The 17657-nt window shown below is 73.5% G+C and carries 16 protein-coding genes; 8 read left to right on the forward strand and 8 right to left on the reverse strand.

Annotation, left to right across the window (positions count from 1 at the left end; translation table 11 throughout):
- Window positions 1–87 precede the first annotated feature (87 nt).
- The 3 genes from ABZ117_RS17925 to ABZ117_RS17935 all read left to right on the forward strand — a co-directional run bounded on the left by ABZ117_RS17925 (window position 88) and on the right by ABZ117_RS17935 (window position 3952).
- Window positions 88–1761, forward strand: coding sequence for a helix-turn-helix domain-containing protein (locus tag ABZ117_RS17925; protein ID WP_356821782.1), 1674 nt, complete (start codon window positions 88–90; stop codon window positions 1759–1761).
- Window positions 1762–2333: 572 nt separating this feature from the next.
- Window positions 2334–3695, forward strand: coding sequence for a diaminopimelate decarboxylase (locus ABZ117_RS17930; protein ID WP_356821783.1), 1362 nt, complete (start codon window positions 2334–2336; stop codon window positions 3693–3695).
- Window positions 3696–3808: 113 nt separating this feature from the next.
- On the forward strand, window positions 3809–3952 hold the full coding sequence (locus ABZ117_RS17935) for a hypothetical protein (RefSeq protein ID WP_356821785.1): 144 nt from the start codon (window positions 3809–3811) through the stop codon (window positions 3950–3952).
- Between the two features lie 13 nt (window positions 3953–3965).
- Here ABZ117_RS17935 and ABZ117_RS17940 read toward each other — a convergent pair whose 3' ends face one another.
- From ABZ117_RS17940 to ABZ117_RS17950, 3 genes are read right to left on the reverse strand one after another with little or no spacing between them, the layout of a single operon-like run.
- Window positions 3966–4559 carry a TetR/AcrR family transcriptional regulator gene (locus tag ABZ117_RS17940; RefSeq protein WP_356821787.1) on the reverse strand — a complete coding sequence of 198 codons (594 nt, stop codon included), beginning with the start codon at window positions 4557–4559 and terminating at the stop codon, window positions 3966–3968.
- A gap of 27 nt (window positions 4560–4586) precedes the next feature.
- The gene (locus ABZ117_RS17945) at window positions 4587–6248 is read right to left on the reverse strand and encodes an AMP-binding protein (RefSeq protein WP_356821789.1); all 1662 of its coding nucleotides are present in this window, start codon (window positions 6246–6248) and stop codon (window positions 4587–4589) included.
- Window positions 6245–7018, reverse strand: a complete 774-nt coding sequence (locus ABZ117_RS17950; protein WP_356821790.1) for an SDR family oxidoreductase — start codon at window positions 7016–7018, stop codon at window positions 6245–6247. Before ABZ117_RS17950 ends, ABZ117_RS17945 begins: the two co-directional genes overlap by 4 nt.
- 169 nt (window positions 7019–7187) lie before the next feature.
- On the opposite strand from ABZ117_RS17950, the gene ABZ117_RS17955 reads away from it, so the two are divergent.
- Both ABZ117_RS17955 and ABZ117_RS17960 read left to right on the forward strand, forming a co-directional pair.
- Window positions 7188–8480 carry a DUF1343 domain-containing protein gene (locus ABZ117_RS17955; protein ID WP_356821792.1) on the forward strand — a complete coding sequence of 431 codons (1293 nt, stop codon included), beginning with the start codon at window positions 7188–7190 and terminating at the stop codon, window positions 8478–8480.
- Window positions 8481–8561: 81 nt separating this feature from the next.
- Entirely contained in the window at window positions 8562–9857 is a 1296-nt protein-coding gene (locus ABZ117_RS17960) for a serine-threonine protein kinase (RefSeq protein WP_356821794.1), read from the forward strand.
- An 18-nt stretch (window positions 9858–9875) separates the two neighbouring features.
- Here ABZ117_RS17960 and ABZ117_RS17965 read toward each other — a convergent pair whose 3' ends face one another.
- Window positions 9876–12665, reverse strand: coding sequence for a penicillin acylase family protein (locus tag ABZ117_RS17965; protein WP_356821796.1), 2790 nt, complete (start codon window positions 12663–12665; stop codon window positions 9876–9878).
- Window positions 12666–12876: 211 nt separating this feature from the next.
- Between ABZ117_RS17965 and ABZ117_RS17970 the strand changes: the two genes are divergently transcribed.
- Together ABZ117_RS17970 and ABZ117_RS17975 are read left to right on the forward strand one after the other, a co-directional pair.
- Complete coding sequence (locus tag ABZ117_RS17970; protein WP_356821797.1) at window positions 12877–13479, forward strand: hypothetical protein; 603 nt, start codon at window positions 12877–12879, stop codon at window positions 13477–13479.
- A 140-nt stretch (window positions 13480–13619) separates the two neighbouring features.
- A complete protein-coding gene (locus tag ABZ117_RS17975) occupies window positions 13620–14324 on the forward strand; it encodes a 3-keto-5-aminohexanoate cleavage protein (protein WP_356821798.1) in 705 nt (234 codons plus the stop codon).
- Window positions 14325–14335: 11 nt separating this feature from the next.
- Here the strand turns inward: ABZ117_RS17975 and soxR are convergent, their stop codons facing one another.
- Window positions 14336–14794, reverse strand: a complete 459-nt coding sequence (gene soxR / locus ABZ117_RS17980) for a redox-sensitive transcriptional activator SoxR (protein ID WP_356821800.1) — start codon at window positions 14792–14794, stop codon at window positions 14336–14338.
- Between the two features lie 105 nt (window positions 14795–14899).
- Here soxR and ABZ117_RS17985 point away from each other — a divergent pair, with 105 nt between their 5' ends.
- Complete coding sequence (locus ABZ117_RS17985; RefSeq protein ID WP_356821802.1) at window positions 14900–15361, forward strand: MaoC family dehydratase; 462 nt, start codon at window positions 14900–14902, stop codon at window positions 15359–15361.
- A gap of 13 nt (window positions 15362–15374) precedes the next feature.
- Here the strand turns inward: ABZ117_RS17985 and ABZ117_RS17990 are convergent, their stop codons facing one another.
- The 3 genes from ABZ117_RS17990 to ABZ117_RS18000 form a co-directional block, all read right to left on the reverse strand.
- Window positions 15375–15998, reverse strand: a complete 624-nt coding sequence (locus tag ABZ117_RS17990) for a TetR/AcrR family transcriptional regulator (protein WP_356821804.1) — start codon at window positions 15996–15998, stop codon at window positions 15375–15377.
- 101 nt (window positions 15999–16099) lie between these two features.
- A complete protein-coding gene (locus ABZ117_RS17995; RefSeq protein ID WP_356821805.1) occupies window positions 16100–16387 on the reverse strand; it encodes a YiaA/YiaB family inner membrane protein in 288 nt (95 codons plus the stop codon).
- 60 nt (window positions 16388–16447) lie between these two features.
- Entirely contained in the window at window positions 16448–17599 is a 1152-nt protein-coding gene (locus ABZ117_RS18000; protein ID WP_356821971.1) for an acyl-CoA dehydrogenase family protein, read from the reverse strand.
- Between the last annotated feature and the right edge of the window lie 58 nt (window positions 17600–17657).

Below are 17657 nucleotides of genomic sequence, written 5' to 3' on the forward strand. Positions count from 1 at the left end.
CGCTGTTGAGCGCGGGCGCGGGCTGTGGTGTCGTACGTGTTCCGGACGCGGCCGGGCCACGGCCGGGCGGTGGGGCGAGGGGGAAGCGTGGCAGATGCGCGGGAGCGGCCGGGGTGGGGCGCGGCGGCGGAGCACGAGGTGACCCTGGAGCGGTTGCTGTCGGTGGTGGGGCCCGGGGCCCTGGAGCTGGACACGGCCCCCGGCGGGCTGGCCGTCGCCGTCGGCGGTGTCGCCGTACTGGACGTGCTGGATCCCGCGATCCGGCCGCGGGAGCTGGTGCTCGCGGTCGGTGTCGCGGCCGGCTCGCCCCAGGCGGTGGACGTCCTGCGCCGGGCCGGCGACGCGGGGGCCGCCGGTGTGGTCTTCGGCCCGGACCGCCCCGAGGGTTCCGCCGGTGCCCTGCGGACGGCGGCCCGGGAGGCCGGTACGGCGGTGTTCTTCCGCACCTGGTACCGGTGGGACGAGCTGGTCGTGGTGCTGCGGGCCGGGCTGGCCGCGGCAGGGGCCGCGTCGTCGGCGACGGCCCCTGGGCCGGCCCTGGGGGACCTCGACGCGCTGGCCGACGCGGTGGCCGCGCTGGTCGGCGGCTCGGTGACCATCGAGGACACCGAGTCCCGGGTGCTGGCGTTCTCCTCGACCGAGGAGAACGTGGACGAGATGCGCCGGCTGACCATCCTCGGACGGCGCGTTCCCCCCTGGCGCGTGGCCGCCATGCGGGACGCCGGCTTCTTCCGTGCCCTGTGGACGGCGGACGACGTGCTGCACCGCAGGGCTCAGGGTGACAACCCCGAGCGCCTGGTGTGCGCCGTCCGGGCGGGCGGCGAGGTGCTGGGGTCCGTCTGGGTGGCGGCGGTCGGCGGCCGGCCCCTGTCCCCGAACGCGTCGCAGGCCCTGCGCGCGGCGTCCCGGGAGGCCGCCGCCCATCTGCTGCACCACCGCACGCGCGGTGCGGACAGCCGGCTGGTGGAGGACGCGGCGCGGGCGCTGCTGGAGGACCGCGGCTCGGCCGAGGTGCTGGCCGCGCGGGCGTCGCTGCCCGCGCTGGAGCCCTGCGCCGTGCTGGCGGTGGGCCGCGGCGTGAGCGCGTCCGCGGACGCCCCGCCCGACGACCCGTCGCGGCTGTACGGTCCGCTCGCCCTGCACTGCGCGGCGCTCGGCCACCGGGTCGTGGTGGTGCCGGCCGGCGGCAGGGCCCTGGTGCTGGTGACCGCGCTGGACCAGGATCCGGAGGGGGCCCGCGAGCAGCTGACGAAGCTGGGGACGTCGCTGGCCGAGCGGCTGTCGGTCACGACGGGCACGCCGGTGCGGGCCGGGCTGGGCGAGGTGGTGCCGGCGCTGGCGCGGGCCGCCGAGTCGCGCCGCAGCGCCGAACAGGCCCTGAGGGCCCTCATCCGGACCGGGGGCGACCGTACCGTCGCCCGGGTGGCGGACGTGGCCGACACGATCGGCGTGCTCCGGGTGCTGGAGGCGCTGCGGGACCTGGAGCTGCCGCCGGGGACCTCGGTGGCGCGGCTGGCCGCCTCCGACGCCGGGCCGGGCGGGGGCCACCTCGTGAAGTCGCTGCGGGCCTACCTCGACCACTTCGGAGACGTGTCCGCGGCGGCGCACGCGCTCTCGGTCCACCCCAACAGCCTGCGGTACCGGCTGGGCCGGATCACCGCGGTCTCGGACCTGGATCTCGGCAGTCCGGACGCCCGCCTGCTGGCGCAGCTGCAATTACGGCTCGCGGACCCGGACGGGGAGGCGGAGCCCGGGTCGTGAGGACGTGCCCGCGCTCGCTCTCCGGGGAGCCGGGCAAAGAGGCAGGGTCCGGTTCGCGGCCCAGGCCCCCTTCCCGCGAACCCGGGCAAAGAGGCAGGGCCCGGGGCGTAAGAGCGGCCCCACGCTCGCTTCCCCGGGACCGCGACGAGGAGGCGAAGCCCCGGGCGGGAGGACGTGGCCTCGCTCCCCGGCAACCCGGGCAAAAAGGCAGGGCCCGGGGCGTAAGAGCGGCCCCACGCTCGCTTCCCCGGAACCGGACGAGGAGGCGAAGCCCCGGGCGTGAGGACACGCCCGCCCCCGCTCCCCGGGGAGCCGGGCAAAGAGGCAGGGTCCGGGGCGTGAGGATGTGTCCGGGCGCGTGGTTCGTGCGCCCGCACCAACGGGGGGCGCCGTCCTTGTCGCCGCGCACAACGGCGTGGCCGGCCGGGGCCGGCCGCCCGGTGCGGGCGCCGGCGCGAGGGGCGAGCCTTTGAGGAACCGACGATGACGGCACGGGTGCGCGGCCCGCAACCTGGATACACGCCCGGGGAAACTCGGCCCCGGCCGCCTCGTCCCACACCGGAAGGTTCACCATGACCGCTGTGCCCCTCGACGCCGTACGGCGCGAACGTGTTCTCCAGGAGGCCGTGCGGCAGGGACTGCTGGACCCGGAGCAGTCCCTGCTGGCCGCCTTCGTCGACCTCGACGGCGTCGCGGCCACCGTCCAGGCCCTGCACGACGCCTTCCCCGGCTCCCCCGAGGTCCGCGGTGTCCTGCACACGTTCGCCGCGAAGGCCAACTGCCTGGTGCCCGTCCTGGCGGAACTGGCGGGCCACGGCATGGGCTGCGAGGTCGCGACCGCCGGTGAGCTGGCCCGGGCGCTGGCGGCCGGGTTCCCGGCCGAACGGATCGTCTTCGACTCCCCCGCCAAGACCCGGGCGGAGCTGGAGCGGGCGCTGGACCTGGGGGTGGCCGTCAACGCGGACAGCTTCCAGGAACTGGAGCGGATCGACCGGCTGCTCGGCGGCCGTACTCCGGTCTCGCGGATCGGGGTGCGCCTCAACTGCCAGGTCGGCGGGGGTGCCATCGCCGCGATGAGCACCGCCACGAGCACCTCCAAGTTCGGCGTCCCGCTGACGGATCCGGGCAACCGGGAGCGGCTGATGCGGGCGTTCGGCACGTACCCGTGGCTGACCTGGGTGCACACGCACACCGGGTCCCAGGGCTGCCCCCTGGACCTGATGGCCCGCGGGGTGGCGCAGGCGGTCGAGTTCGCCGACCAGGTGACGGCCGCGTTCGGGGAGGGCAGGATCGCGGGCATCGACATCGGCGGCGGGCTCCCCGTCAACTTCGCCGACGACGAGGTCACCCCCACGTTCGGGATGTACGTCGAACAGCTGAGGGCACACGCCCCGCGGCTCTTCGGGGGCGGGTACGCGGTCGTCACCGAGTTCGGCCGGTCCCTCCTCGCCAAGAACGGCTTCATGGCCGCCTACGTCGAGTACACCAAGAGCGCGGGGGGCCGGCCGATCGCGGTGACCCACGCCGGTGTCCAGGTCGCCACCCGGACGGTGTTCAGTCCCGACGCCTGGCCGCTGCGCGTCGAGGCGCACGACCCGTCCGGCACGGCCAAGCGGGGGCGGCCCGTACGCCAGGACATCGCGGGGCCCGCCTGCTTCGCGGGCGACCTGCTGGCCCGCGACCGCGCGCTGCCCCCGCTGGAGCCGGGCGACCTCGTGGTGGTGCCGGACACCGGCGCCTATTACTTCTCGACGCCGTTCCAGTACAACAGCCTCCCCGAGCCCGCCGTGTACGGCGTCCGGGCGGGCGTGGACGGCGGCTTCGCGTTCGGTGTCGTCCGGCCGGCGCAGGACCCGTGGCGGCTGACGGAGCGGGACGGCGTGGACCCGCTGTCCCAGGACCCGGTGCCCGTCCGGGCCGGCGACGCCCGGTGAGGAGCACCGGGGTGCCCCCGGCCGGCCGGCCGTCGCCCGGGCGGGACCGCCGGCCGCGGCGGGACCGGACGCGACCGGAGCGGGCCGGGCCGCTCCTGACGCAGCGCGCCGCCATGGTGTTCCTGCTGGCCGCGCTGGCCGGCATCGGGGCCACCGTCCTGGCGGCGCTGGCCGGCAACGCCTGGCCGGTGGCGGTGAGCGTGGGCAGCGGCACGTCCGCCACGGCCGTCCTGTTCTTCCGGGAGATCATCGACTAGCCGACGACACGGCCTACGGGCGCAGCGCCCTCAGCAGGAGGTCGGCGAGGTGGTCGGCGACCTCCTGGGGGGTGAGGGGGCCGCCCGGGCGGTACCACGTCGACAGGTGGTGGACGGAGCCGAAGTGGTAGTCCACCACCAGGTCGGCCGGGGTCGCGGTGGAGAAGACCCCCGCCTTCTGGCCCTCCTCGATGAGCGCGCGGAACCGCTCGTGGTAGCGCCGGCGCTCGGCGCGGACCTGCTTGTTCTTCTCCGGGCTCAGGTGGTGCATGGAGCGGAAGAAGATCATCGCGTCGTCGAGGTTGTCGATCGTGGTGACGACCACGTCGGCCGCCGCGCCCCTGAGCCGCTCCTCCACGGGCGCGTCGAGGCCCGCGAAGTGGTCCAGGCGCTCCTGCTGGACGCGCAGCACGCGCGCGTACACCTCGTGCAGCAGGTCGTCCTTGGAGCCGAAGTAGTGGTAGAGCGCCCCCTTGGTGACGCCGGCCGCCTCCACGATCTCCTGCACGGAGGTGCGGTCGTAACCGCGGTCGGCGAAGAGCCGGGTGGCGGCGGCCAGCAGCCGCTGCGGGACGGGCGTACCGTCTCCGTCCGTCGTCCTGGGCACTGCCGCCACCTGCCTTCCGGTCTGCTGCTAGTCGTCGGTGCGGGAACGCAGTTCCCGACGGAGGATCTTCCCACTCGCCGTCTTGGGCAGCTCGGGCAGGATCTCCACCTGACGCGGATACTTGTAGGCGGCCAGTCTCTCCTTGCAGTACCCCGCGAGTTCGTCCGGGTCCGCCTCGGCTCCCGGACGCAGGCTGATGTAGGCCTTGACCGTCTCGCCACGGTACCCGTCGGGGACGCCGACGACGGCCGCCTCGCGCACCGCCGGATGGGTGTACAGGACGTCCTCGACCTCGCGCGGCCACACCTTGAAGCCGGAGGCGTTGATCATGTCCTTCTTGCGGTCGACGACGTAGAGCCAGCCCTGTTCGTCCATGAACCCGATGTCGCCGGTGCGCAGCTCGCCACCGGGGAAGGTCTCGGCGGTGGCGTCGGGGCGCCGCCAGTAGCCGGGGACCACCTGGGGGCCCCGTACGACGATCTCGCCCTGTTCCCCGAAGGGCACCTCCACACCCTGTTCGTCCAGGATGCGCACCACGGTGTCCGCGCCTGGCAGGCCGACGGACAGCGTCCCGGAGACCGGGTCCACGGGTGCCTCCAGGCCGGGCGGGACGGAGGCGCACGGGGCGGTGCACTCGGTGAGGCCGTAGCCGACGCGGATGTACGGCCCGAAGCGCTCGCGGAACCTCTCCACCAGGGCCGGCGGCACGGGGGCGCCGCCGGAGGAGATGTGGGTGAAGGAGGCGAAGTGCTCGCGGGTGACGCCGGGGTGGGCGGCGAGCGCCATGAAGGCGGTGGAGGGGCCGACCGTGTAGTGGGGGCGGTGCTCGGCGAAGGCATCCAGGACGACGCCGGGCTCGAAACGGTAGGTCAGTACCAGGGTGCCCGCGCTGTTCAGGCAGGCGCCGAACTGGCAGACCATGCCGGTGATGTGGAACAGCGGCGCGAGCGCGTGGTAGACGGGCGGCCGGGGCAGGCCGAGCCCGGTGGCCTGCCGCTCGGCGTTGTGCATGATGTTGGCGTGCGTGTTGGTGGCGCCCTTGGGGGTGCCGCTGGTGCCCGAGGTGTAGCTGATCAGCGCGATGTCTTCCGGGCGCGGCGCTCGGTCCCCGGGGGCCGGGCCGCCGCGGCGGGCCACGGTGACCAGGTCGTCGGCGTCCGCGGCCGGGGGCAGCCGCTCGAAGGACAGGACGCGCGGGTCGTCGCGCGTCTGGAAGTCCCGCTCGCACGCGGTGAGGACGATCCGCACCGGCGAGCCGGCGGCCGTCTCGCGCAGGTACGCGTCCCAGGCCCGGTCGGAGCAGATCAGCGCGGTCACCTCGCCGTCCCGCAGGACGTGTCCCACCTCGCCCGCTTTGTACATGGGGTTCACGGGGACGACGGTCGCGCCCGCCTTCCAGGCGCCGAGGACGGCGAGCACGAAGTGCGGGGAGTTCTGGAGGAGGACGGCCACCCGGTCGCCGCGGGCCAGGCCGCGGGCGGCGAGGTGGGCGGCGACGCCGTCGCTCAGCTCGTCGGCCTCGCGGTAGCTCAGGCGGGCGTCGAAGTAGGCGAGGAAGGTGCGGTCCGGTGCCGCGGCCACGGCCTCGCGCAGCGCGTGCACGAGCGAGTCGGCGGGGGTGACCGGGGCGCGCTGGGCCTCGTCGAGCAGCGCCAGCCAGGGGCGGGCGGCGTAGCGGGAGGCGGTCACCGGCCGGCCTCCCACTTCTGCTGGATGTGGTTCATGGTGGCGAGCCAGCGGTCGGGATCGCCGGCCCGCGCCTGGTAGAAGCCGGCGACCTCGGGGTGCGGCAGGATCAGGAAGCGGTCCTCCGCGATGCCCCGGAACAGCGCCTCGGCCACGTCCTCCGGTTCGATCGCGGTGGGCCGGAGCACCAGGTCGCCCGCGCTGCCGGTGGCGGACAGCATGTCGGTGCGGACGCCCTGCGGGCAGATGGCGTGGACCTTGATCCCCCGGTGGCGGTACGTCAGCGACAGCCACTCGGCGAAGGCGTAGGCGCCGTGCTTGGTCACGCTGTAGGAGGGCGCGCCGATCATCGTCAGCAGCCCGGCGGCGGAGACGGTGGACACGAACCGGCCGCCGCCCCGCTCCACCCAGTCGGGGAGCAGGGCGTGGGCCGCGCGGACGTGGGCCATCAGGTTGACGTCCCAGGACGTCGCCCAGGAGTACTCGTCCAGGGTGCCGCCGAGGTCGCCGTCCTCGAAGGCGACACCGGCGTTGGCGCAGTAGACGTCGACCGTGCCGCCGAGCGCCTCGCGGGCCGGGCCGACGACAGCGGAGGCGTCGCCGGGCACGGCGATCCCGCCGATCTCCCCGGCCACGGCCTCGGCCCTGCCGGCGTCCAGGTCGTTGACCACGACCCGGGCGCCCTCGGCGGCGAACCGCCGGGCCAGCGCGGCCCCGATCCCACCGCCCGCTCCGGTGACGATCACTCCCGCATCCTGCACGGCTTCCACCATCGGTCTCCTTCGACACGACTTTCGCGCGGCGCGCGCGGCTCTTCCGGGACAGACTAACCAGTCGGTATGTATAAGGGAAAGGGTGACTGCGCCACCCTCGGGGGACGCGGGGAACCGCGCGAGCGACCACGGACCTGCCGGTACCTTCCATCCCCACGGAGGCCATCCCATGCACCTGTCCCGACGGAATCTGCTCGGATCGGCGGCGGTGGCGGCCGTCCCCGCCGTACCCCGGCCCGGCGCACCCGCGGCCGCCCCCGCCGCGTCCCGGCCCGGCGGACCCGCGGCCGTCCCCGTCACCGCCCGGCACGGCGCGCGCGTGCGCACCGGTTTCGAGCGGCTCGCGGCCGACGGGTACGCCCTGCTGGAGGGCCGGCGCGTCGGCGTCGTCACCAACCCCACCGGCATCACCCGGGACGCCCGCCACATCGTCGACGTCCTGCACGCCGACCCCCGCGTCGCGCTGACCGCGGTCTTCGGCCCGGAACACGGCTTCCGGGGCACCGCGCAGGCGGGCGGTTCCGAGGGCCGCCACGACGATCCCGCGACCGGCCTCCCGGTCTACGACACCTACCTCAAGAGCGGCCGGGCACTCGCCGACGTCTTCACCGCCTCCGGCGTCGACACGGTCGTCTTCGACATCCAGGACGTCGGCGCCCGGTTCTACACGTACGTCTGGACCCTGTACGACTGCATGGAGGCGGCCCAGCTCGCCGGCCTGCGCCTCGTCGTCCTGGACCGCCCGAACCCGGTGACCGGCCGCGAGGCCCGCGGACCCGTCCTGCACCGGGAGTTCGCCACCTTCGTCGGCCGGCAGCCGATCGCCCAGGCGCACGGGATGACCGTCGCGGAGCTGGCCCTCCTGTTCAACGGGGAGTTCCTGGCCGCGCCCGTAGGTTTGGAGACCGTCCGCATGTCGGGCTGGCGGCGCGACGCGTTCTACGACGACTGCGGCCTGCCCTGGGTGCCGCCGAGCCCCAACATGCCGACCCCGGACACGGCGCTGGTGTACTCCGGCACCTGCCTGTTCGAGGGCACCAGCCTCTCCGAGGGGCGCGGCACGACCCGGCCGTTCGAACTCCTTGGCGCCGAGGGTGTCGACGGGCGCTGGGCCGCCGCCGTGAACGGGCTGGGGCTGCCGGGCGTGCGGTTCCGGGAGGCGTACTTCACGCCCACGTTCTCCAAGTTCCAGGGCAGGACGGTCGGCGGGGTGCAGATCCATGTGACCGACCGGGCCGCCTACGACCCCGTACGCACCGGGATCGCGCTGCTCGTGACCGCCAGGAAGGTCTGGGACGGCTTCGCCTGGCGGTCCGACGACTGGATCGACAAGCTGACCGGTTCGGCGCAGGTGCGCACGATGATCGACGCGGGTGCCGGCACCGACGAGGTGACGGGGGCCTGGCAGGACGAGCTGGCCGCGTTCCGGCGCACCCGGAGGAAATACCTCCTCTACAAGTGAGCCGCGCCGTATGGCCAACCCCTCGTCCCCGCAGGACGATACGGGCGCATCACACCGTGGTGCGGGACGAGGGAGCCTGGCATGACGGATCCTGGGGCGGGTGTGACTCCCTACTGGGAGCTGACCTTCGACGCGGACGGGGACGGGGACGGCCGCGAACGCGACCGGCTGCTGACGCAGGTCACCGAGCACGGCGTGCGTGACCTGATCGTCTTCTCGCACGGCTGGAACAACGACCGCTCGGGCGCGACCGCGCTGTACCGGCGCTTCTTCGCCCCGTTCCCGCGGTTCGCGCCGAAGGCCCGGCTCGGGTACGCCGGCGTGATCTGGCCGTCGATGCGGTTCAGCGACGAGCCGATCCCGGACTTCCCGGCGTCCGCGGCGGCCGCGGAAGCGGTGGCGCCGCTCCGGGGATTGGACGAGGACACCCGGCGCGCGCTGTCGCGGACCTTCCCCGGCCGGACGGAGGTGGTCGACCGGCTGGCCCGGATGCTCGACGAACGGCCGGACGGCGCCGCGGGCCTGACGGAGTTCTGCCGGCTGGCGCGGCTGCTGCCGGACGGGGAGCCGGCGGGGACCGCCGACACCGACGAGAGCGGCGAACCGGCCGTGTCCGGCGGGGATCCGGTGGCCGCGTGCGAGCGGTTCGCCGAGGCGCTGGCCGCGCTCGACACGGCGGGAGGCGCCGCGCGGTTCAGCCTGCCGAACCCGTGGGACGGCGCCAAGGAACTGCTGCGGCAGCTGACGTACCACCAGATGAAAGGGCGGGCCGGGACGGTCGGCGAGCGGGGACTGGGGCCGCTGCTCGGGCGGCTGGCCGCGGTGGCGCCCGGCGTGCGGGTGCACCTGGTCGGGCACAGCTTCGGCGGCCGGCTGGTGGCGTTCGCGCTGCGCGGGCTACCCGAGGGGGTGGACACCGTCAAGTCGGTGACCCTGCTCCAGGGGGCCTTCTCCCACTACGCGTTCACCGCCCGGCTGCCGCACGCCCCGGAGAGGGCGGGGACGCTCAGGGACCGGCAGCGGCGCGTCGACGGCCCGCTGGTGTGCTGCTACTCGCACTTCGACACGGCTCTGGGCACGTTCTACCCGCTGGCCTCCCGGCTGGCCGGCGACGACCGTTCCTGCGTGGGCAGCGAGATCGCGGCCGTGCTGGGCCCGCGGTGGGGCGCCCTCGGCCATGACGGGGCGCAGGGGGTGCCGGGCACCGCCCGGCTGGACCTGGCGGCGGCCCTGAGCGGTGCGCTGCCCGCGTCGGGGTGCGTGAACGTCGACGCGGCGTCCGTGGTGCGGCGCGGGGGCGCGCCGACCGGGGCGCACAGCGACATCGTGCACCCCGAACTGGCGCGGCTGGTGGTGGCGGCGGGCCGCATCGGCTGACCCGCCGCCCGTGTCACCTCAGCGGTGCGAGGTGTACTCCACGACCTGCTGGAACGTCGGCCGATTCTGCCAGCTGATCCTGCCGTGCTTGATGCCGCCCAGGGTGCGCTGGGCTATCGAGTCGGCGCACCACTGGTCACCGGCCGAGCACTGGTCGTCGCCCGGGTAGACCTGCGCGGCGGTCAGGCCGGCCGCCTGCTTCAGCGTGCCGAGCAGGGCGTCCCGGCAGGCGCCGAGGCTGCCGCCGCCGCAGTACGTGTGCGCGAGGCCGCCCCGCACGGGCTCGCCGAGCACCGCGCGGATGTCCTTGTCGACATAGCTCCACCATCCGTACTGGAAGGAGCTTCCGGCGTGCGAGCCGGTCGGGCCGTGTCCGGCGGACGGCGCCTCGTCGACCGGCAGGCTGCCGGTGATCGCGCTGTACAGGTCGCTGCCGAGCCCCGGCTCGAACTCCGCCTTCACCAGCAGCGGCCACCAGGCGTCCAGGACGCGGATCGCGTCGGCGTCGGCGTACGTCTTCGAACCGGCCGAGGTCTCGGTGCGCTTGGCGCCCGCGGCCACCCAGGCCTTGAGCTTGCCCACCGCCGCGGCGGCCGTGGGGTCGGTCACCGGCGCGGAGTCGACCACCTTCAGCAGCTCGGGCAGCACGTCCTCGGCGCGCAGGTCGGCGAGGCCCGCGTCGGCCATGGCCTGCACCAGTTTCGTACGGGTCACCCCGCCGGCCGCGACGAGCTTCTTGACGCGGTCGTCCAGCAGGTTGCCGCGGTGCACGGAGCCGTCGCCCCAGGACGCGGTCGTGTAGTCCTCGGCCTGCTTGTTGTTCCAGGAGATGTAGTAGTCCTGGTCGACGGAGTTGGGGTGCGCGGCGGCCGGGGTGTAGTCGGCGGTGTTGGTGGCCGGGTCCCAGTTCCGCCACTCGTACGCCGGCCGGCCCCAGACGGGGAACTCGGCGTCGACGCCGTCCGCCCGGACCGGGTTGTCACCGCTGTTGTAGTAGGCGGTGTGCCGGGAGTCGGCGTAGAACCAGTTGAAGGTGAAGTTGATGTGCTGCGCGGCGCTCTGGAAGTCCTGGGGGCCCTTGACGTAGTCGGGGTCGTTGAGCATCTGGAAGCCGATGATCGAGTCGGCCTCGTGCAGGTAGGAGGAGCGCAGGGAGGTGTAGGCGACCTTCTTGCCGCCGACGGTCGCCCGGTAGGCCACCGGACCGTACTTCGTGCGCCACACGCGCATGGTGTACGACCCCGCGGCCGTGCCGTCGGCCACCGTGGGCGACCAGGCGTTCTTCTGCTCGACCTGGTCCATGGCCGTGCAGGTGCCGTGGTACAGGTAGTGGTGGTCGTCCTGGCACAGTTCGACGGCGTAGGTGTCGATGATGTCCTGGCCGGACGTGGTGGCGCTCCAGGAGTAGTCCTGGCCACGGCCGAGTTCCACGTACATGCCCAGCCCCGCGAAGGACGCGCCGCGGGCGCTGATGCCCGGGCCCTGTATCTCCTGGAGCATGAGCAGCTGTGGCGCGAAGTAGCCGGTCTGCGGGCCGAACACGGCGACCGGGTGGCCGCTCGCGGTGTGTGCGCCGCTCACCACGAGGGCGTTGGACATGCCCCGGCGGGCCGAGCCGAGCGCCGCCCCGGTGGCCGTGGCGGACATCTTCTCGGCACTCGCCGTGGCCGCGCTGCCCGTGCGGTCGTACACGAGCGGTTCCTCGGTGACCGAGCCGGCGTCGGGCAACGCCCCGCCCTGCGCGTCGGCGGGCTTGGCGGCGTACGGGAAGCTGCGGCCGTCGTGGACGGTGAGAGCGGCCTCGGGGTCGTTGCGTTCGCGGAAGGACTCCCAGACCCGGGTGCCCTCCTCGACGCCGTATTTTGCCTGGGCGGCGAGCAGGGACCGGGCGTTGGCGACCTCGCCGCCCCCGCCGGAGCCGAACAGCGAGCCGATGACGGAGGCGAGGGCCACCATGTCGGTGACCTTGAAGTGGTCTATCGTGCCGGCGTTGGTGATCGAGTCCTTGTGGCCGGTCAGGACGTACTCGCCGGGGAAGTAACGGCCGCTGTCGGAGGCGTCGATGTAGGCGTTGATCCCGGCGAGATAGGCGTTGACGTCGTCGAGGGCCTGCCGGCCGCGCGCGCCGTTCTTCGCGACCGCGTTGTCGATCTGCGCCTGGAGGTCGGCCTCGGTGTAGGGCGCGTCGCGGTAGAACTGCTGCTCCAGGCCCTGGTTGGCGGGGGCGCCGCCCGCGAAGGAGGTCAGCCGGCCGCGGCCCACGTGCCGGAAGACGTCCATCAGCCACAGCCGGTCCTCGGCCGCCGCGTAACCGGCGCCGAACTCGGTGCCGTACCGGGTGGTGCCGGTGATGTGCGGCACGCCGGACTTCTTGTCGCGCACGATCGTCACGTCGCCGCGGCCGGCCGGCTTCTCGGTGGAGGCGACCTGCCCGGCGGGGACGCCGAACGAGGCGTCGTTGAAGAAGGCGTTGATGGTGGCGTCGGTCAGGCCCTTGTAGCCGGTGGCCAGGTCGGCGTAGGGGCCGAGCTGGTCCTCGGCGTGCGACGGCTGGGTGCCGAAGGCCTGGTTGAGCAGGATCTGGGCGAGCGTCGCGTTGCCGTTCTCGCCGGGCGGCACGATGTCCGAACACTGGCCGCCGCAGTAGTCGTTCGGGGCGGTCGCGTCGGCCGCCGCCGCCGCTGTCCGGGTGAAGGGAACGAGGAGACCGGCGACGAGGACGCATACGGACGCGGTCTTCAGGAACCCGGGAAGACGTCGGGACGTTCTCGGTCTGTCAGGGGCAGTACGTGGACTTCGCCGTGGCATGGCGGCTCCTAGCGACAGGGGGTGGCCGAACGTTACCGGCGGTATCCCCACGTTCAAAGGTGAACATGCGTCACTTTCGTGAGTCCGCGAGGAGAACCGGAGAAGAGATGGAGCCGAATCGCCTGTCGATACGTCTATTCGGCGACGTCCGTGCGACGACGACGCCGAAGTGACCGAAGTGCAGGTGCAGGTGTGACGGAGGTGCAGGACGATGGCAGGTTTCCGGAGTCTGGCGAGACAAGTACGCGATCCGCGCTGTGATCTGGCGCTGCGGCGGTACTCACTGCGCAAGTGCCTCGAGAAGTTCGCTCCTTACGGGCATCGCGCGACCTGGGACCATCTGTGCTCCCGGGCGGGCTTCGGCCCGGAGGACCGCTCCCCCGATCCGGCGCGGCTCGTGGCCGCGCTGGAGGAGCTGGAGGAGGCCCGTGACGTCTGGCTCGCCTACGAGACCGACTTCACGGAGCGACGCAAGAAGGAGAAGCACGACGGGCTGCGCCGGCCGGGCAGTGTCGACGACTGGCACCGATTGACCTGGGGCGGCTTCGGGGTCGCCTGGTGCGACGACCCGCGGGTCCACCCCGGCGAACCGCTGGCGGTGGTGCTGCGCCGGCTGATCGCCGCGCTGGAGCGGGCACCGGGCTCGTCCTGCCCGGTGTGCGACGGCGAACGTCTGGTCTGGAGGTACGGCCTGGACCACGAGCCGTCGTCCGGGCCGGTCTGCGCGGACTGCGGCATCCTCGTGCCCCGTCCCGTGCTCACCTCGCGGGCCCTGGAGTACGCCAGGCGGGAGCGCCTGCTCATGTCGGCCTGAGCGGTGGGGTGTCACCGGGCGCGGCCCGAGCGGCGGGCCGGCACCCGGTGCGGGGTGCGCAGGGGATGCCGCACCCCTTCCGCGAGGCGGCCGGCGCGTGGACCGGGGCCGTCGTCGGCGGCGCCCGGCATCATCGGATCATGATTCAGGTATGTCTCAACGGGCGCCGCTCGGCCGTCGACGGCGCGAGGGTGCCGATGTCCCCCGAGGAGCTGGCGCGTGCCGCCGCGGAGGCGGTGGCGGCCGGCGCCTCCTCGGTCCATGTCCACCCCAGGACACCGTGCGGGCAGGACAGCCTCTCCCCGCGCGTCCTCACGCCGGCGCTGGAGGCGATACGGGCCCGGGTGCGGGTGCCGGTCGGGGTGACCACCGGCGCCTGGGCGGAACCGGATCCCGCCGCCCGCCGCGCCCGGGTGCGCGCCTGGCCGGTGCTGCCCGACTTCGCCTCGGTCAACTGGCACGAGGACGGCGCCGAGGAGGTCGCCGGGGAACTGGTCGACCGGGGGGTCGGTGTGGAGGCGGGCATCTGGTCCGGCACGGGGGGCGCGCGCCGGTTCGCTCTCTCGCGGCTCGGGCCGCGGGTGCTGCGGGTCCTGGCCGAGGTGACCGACGCGGATCCGGCGACCGCCGAGGCGTCGGCCCGGGCGCTGCTGGCCGAGCTGGATACGGCGCACGGCCGCCCCGTGCTGCTGCACGGCGAGGAGGGCGGCACCTGGCCGGTGCTCCGGCTGGCCCGGCGGCTGAATCTCGCCACCCGCGTCGGCCTGGAGGACACCCTGTTCCTGCCGGACGGCCGACCGGCCGAATCCAACGCCCAGTTGGTCACGGCGGCGCTGTCCCGGTAGGGGTGTGCCGGTCAGCGGTCCTCGGCGAGGAGCCGGGAGCCGGTCAGGCGGTCACCGAAGACGTCGTCCGGGTTGGACAGGACGCAGTTCTCCAGGGACAGGCATCCGCACCCGATGCAGTCGGCCAGATGGTCCCGCAGGCGGTTCAGCTGCTGGATCCGCTCCTCCAGTTCCGAGCGCCACCTCTCCGACAGCCGCGCCCAGTCCTCCCTGGTCGGCGTCCGTTCCTCCGGCAGTCCGGAGAGCGCCTCGCGGATCGTGGCCAGGGGGATGCCGACCCGCTGGGCCGCGCGGACGAACGCGACGCGGCGCAGGGTGTCGCGGCTGTACCGGCGCTGGTTGCCCGGGGTGCGCCGGCTGGAGATCAGGCCCTTGGCCTCGTAGAAGTGCAGGGCGGACACCGCGGCGCCGCTGCGCGCGGACAACTGGCCGACGGTCAGCTCGTGGATCTTCTCCGGAATCTGGGGCACTCCCCAGAGATTACCCATCCGGCCGGCCGGGCCGTCCGTTGACATCGCCGTCCCGCCCGACCATGCTAAGCAGTTGCTTAGAGACGCGAGCGAGAGGCCGGGAACATGGCAGAACCGAGGATCTTCACCTCCCCCGACGAGCTGCGGGCGGCCGTGGGCGAGCAACTGGGGCACACCGACTGGGTGGAGGTCGACCAGAAGCGGATCGACCTGTTCGCCGAGGCGACCGGGGACCACCAGTGGATCCACGTGGACCCGGAGAAGGCCGCCGCCGGGCCGTTCGGGACCACGATCGCCCACGGCTACCTCACCCTGTCGCTGCTGCCGCTGTTCGGGCCGCAGCTCATCCGGGTCGACGGCGTGAAGATGGGCGTCAACTACGGGACGAACAAGGTCCGCTTCCCCGCCCCGGTGCCGGTCGGCTCCCGGCTGCGCGCCACCGGGACGATCACCGGCGTGGAGGACGTCACCGGCGGGGTGCAGGTGACGGTCGCCTTCACCGTGGAGCGCGAGGGCGGCGACAAGCCGGTGTGCGTCGCCGAGTCGGTGTCCCGGTACTACCTCTGACCCGGGCGGCGGGCTAACTCGCCCCCACCATCCGCAGCACGAGGTCGGCGTAGAGCGCGCCGACCTCCTCGGGGGTGCGCGGGCCGTTCACGGTGAACCACCGGGCCACGTCGATGCACAGCGACAGCACGGCGAGCGTGGTGCCCTGCACGTCCGGCACGTCGAACTCGCCCGAGGCCACGCCGTCCTCGATGATCCCGCGCACCTCGGCGTCCACCTGGCGGCGCAGCGCGACGATCTCGGCGCGGGCGTCGGGGCCGAGGGCGTCGAGTTCGTACTGCACGACCCGCGCGGTGGTCCGCCGGCCGGCGTGCCAGCGGACGAAGGAGCTGACCGCGTCGGCCAGCCGCTCGGACGCGCGGCCCTCGCGGCGGGCCGCCGTGCGCAGGATGTCGAGGGCCTTGTCGTGGCCTATCCGGCTGATCCGGTGGAGCAGCTCTTCCTTGGTCTTGTAGTGGATGTAGAGCGCGGCCGGGCTCATCCCCGCGCGACTCGCGATGTCACGGGTCGTCGTCGCGTGGTAGCCCCGCTCGGCGAAGGCCTCCACGGCGGCGACGAGCAGCCGCCGGGCCGCGTCCGGGGTGACCTCTTCCCACGGCTCCACTTCGCCGCCGGTCGTCTCCTCCGCCGTACTCATCGCTCGTTCGCCCCTCTCGTGACAGGAGCACCACCATACCGCCGACGGTGAGCGGGCGCTTAGCGTAGCCGCCCGGCCAGGTCACCGGGGCAGACGGCGCCTCAGGGCTTGTCGAAGGGGTCGTGTTCGGCGAGCAGCTTCTCCAGGCGCGCCTGGTCGACGCGGCTGACGAGGTACCCGGCCTCCTGGCGGTCCCGGACGACCTTGGCGAGGGTGAAGGCGGAGGTGACGAGGTAGAGGACGGCGATCGCGAGGAAGCCGCGGACCCAGGCGCCGGCGTCCAGCCGGTAGACGCCGATGGCGGTGGCCGCCAGGGCGACGGCGAAGGAGGCGACGGCCTGACCGTGGAAAGCGGCCGTGCTCTGCTGTTTGACCGGTGTGTCGCTCATGGGACACAGCATCGGCGGACGCGGCCCGCGCCACATCCGCCGGGATACTCAGGGACGTACTCAGAACGCCGAGACACCGGTCAGGGCGCGCCCGATGAGCAGCTTCTGGATCTGGCTGGTGCCCTCGTAGAGGGTCATCACCCGGGCGTCGCGCAGGAGTTTGCCGACCGGGTACTCGTCTATGTAGCCGTAGCCGCCGAACACCTGGAGGGCGTTGTTGGCGGCGCGCACGGCGGCCTCGGAGGCGAACAGCTTGGCCTTGGAGGACTCGACGGCGAACGGTTCGCCGCGGTCGACGAGGTCGGCGACCCGCCAGGTCAGCAGCCGGGCCGCGTCCACGTCGACGGCGATGTCGCTGATCAGCTCCTGCACCAGCTGGTGGCGGGCGATCGGCTTGCCGAACTGCTCGCGCTCGCCGGCGTACCGCACGGCCGCGTCCAGGGCGGCCTGGGCGATGCCGACGCAGCCCGCGGCCACCGACATCCGGCCCTTGGCGAGCGCGGACATGGCGACCGAGAAGCCCCTGCCCTCCTCGCCGAGCAGGGCGGACGCCGGGACGCGCACGTCCTGGAGGACGAGTTCGGCGGTGGCCTGGCCGCGCAGGCCGAGCTTGCCGTGGACGGTACGGCGGGTCAGGCCGAGCGTGTCGGCGGGGACGAGGAAGGCGGAGACGCCCTTGTGGCCGGGCGCGTCGGTGGAGCGGGCGAAGAGCAGGACGACATCGGCCCAGGTGCCGTTGGTGATGAACATCTTGGTGCCGTTGATGACGTAGTCGCCGCCGTCGCGGACGGCCCGGGTGGTGAGGCTGCCCGCGTCGGATCCGGTGCCCGGCTCGGTCAGGCCGAAGCAGCCGACGTACGCGCCGGAGGTGAGTCCGGGCAGCCAGCGCCGCTTGTGCTCCTCGCTCCCCCAGGCGGCGATCGTCTTGGCGACGAGCCCGAGGGAGACGGACACGATCCCGCGGACCGAGGAGTCACCGCGGCCCAGCTCCTCCGTGACCAGGCAGTACGCGAGATGGTCGCCGCCCGAGCCGCCGTACTCCTCGTCGATGGTCAGGCCGAGGAAGCCGATCTCGCCGAGTTTCTTCACGATGCCCCGGTCGACCTCCTCGGCCCGGTCCCAGGCGACGACGTGCGGGGCGATGTCGCGCTCCACGAAGTCCCGGGCGAGCTGCCGTACGGCCGTCTGCTCCTCGCTGAGTCCCAGGTTCACCACGAGATCACCCCACACCAGATGTATCTTGAAAGCCGTACATTTAAATTAGCACTGC

The sequence above is a fragment of the Streptomyces sp. NPDC006309 genome (assembly GCF_040613095.1).
Taxonomy (GTDB): domain Bacteria; phylum Actinomycetota; class Actinomycetes; order Streptomycetales; family Streptomycetaceae; genus Streptomyces.

What these genes read in the sequence shown, in the direction of transcription:
- ABZ117_RS17930 (WP_356821783.1), top strand. Translation starts at nt 2,334, where the DNA reads ATGACCGCTGTGCCCCTCGACGCCGTACGGCGCGAACGTGTTCTCCAG.
- ABZ117_RS17935 (WP_356821785.1), top strand. Translation starts at nt 3,809, where the DNA reads ATGGTGTTCCTGCTGGCCGCGCTGGCCGGCATCGGGGCCACCGTCCTG.
- ABZ117_RS17950 (WP_356821790.1), bottom strand. Translation starts at nt 7,018, where the DNA reads ATGGTGGAAGCCGTGCAGGATGCGGGAGTGATCGTCACCGGAGCGGGC.
- ABZ117_RS17955 (WP_356821792.1), top strand. Translation starts at nt 7,188, where the DNA reads ATGCACCTGTCCCGACGGAATCTGCTCGGATCGGCGGCGGTGGCGGCC.
- ABZ117_RS17960 (WP_356821794.1), top strand. Translation starts at nt 8,562, where the DNA reads ATGACGGATCCTGGGGCGGGTGTGACTCCCTACTGGGAGCTGACCTTC.
- ABZ117_RS17965 (WP_356821796.1), bottom strand. Translation starts at nt 12,665, where the DNA reads ATGCCACGGCGAAGTCCACGTACTGCCCCTGACAGACCGAGAACGTCC.
- ABZ117_RS17970 (WP_356821797.1), top strand. Translation starts at nt 12,877, where the DNA reads ATGGCAGGTTTCCGGAGTCTGGCGAGACAAGTACGCGATCCGCGCTGT.
- ABZ117_RS17975 (WP_356821798.1), top strand. Translation starts at nt 13,620, where the DNA reads ATGATTCAGGTATGTCTCAACGGGCGCCGCTCGGCCGTCGACGGCGCG.
- ABZ117_RS17985 (WP_356821802.1), top strand. Translation starts at nt 14,900, where the DNA reads ATGGCAGAACCGAGGATCTTCACCTCCCCCGACGAGCTGCGGGCGGCC.
- ABZ117_RS17990 (WP_356821804.1), bottom strand. Translation starts at nt 15,998, where the DNA reads ATGAGTACGGCGGAGGAGACGACCGGCGGCGAAGTGGAGCCGTGGGAA.
- ABZ117_RS17995 (WP_356821805.1), bottom strand. Translation starts at nt 16,387, where the DNA reads ATGAGCGACACACCGGTCAAACAGCAGAGCACGGCCGCTTTCCACGGT.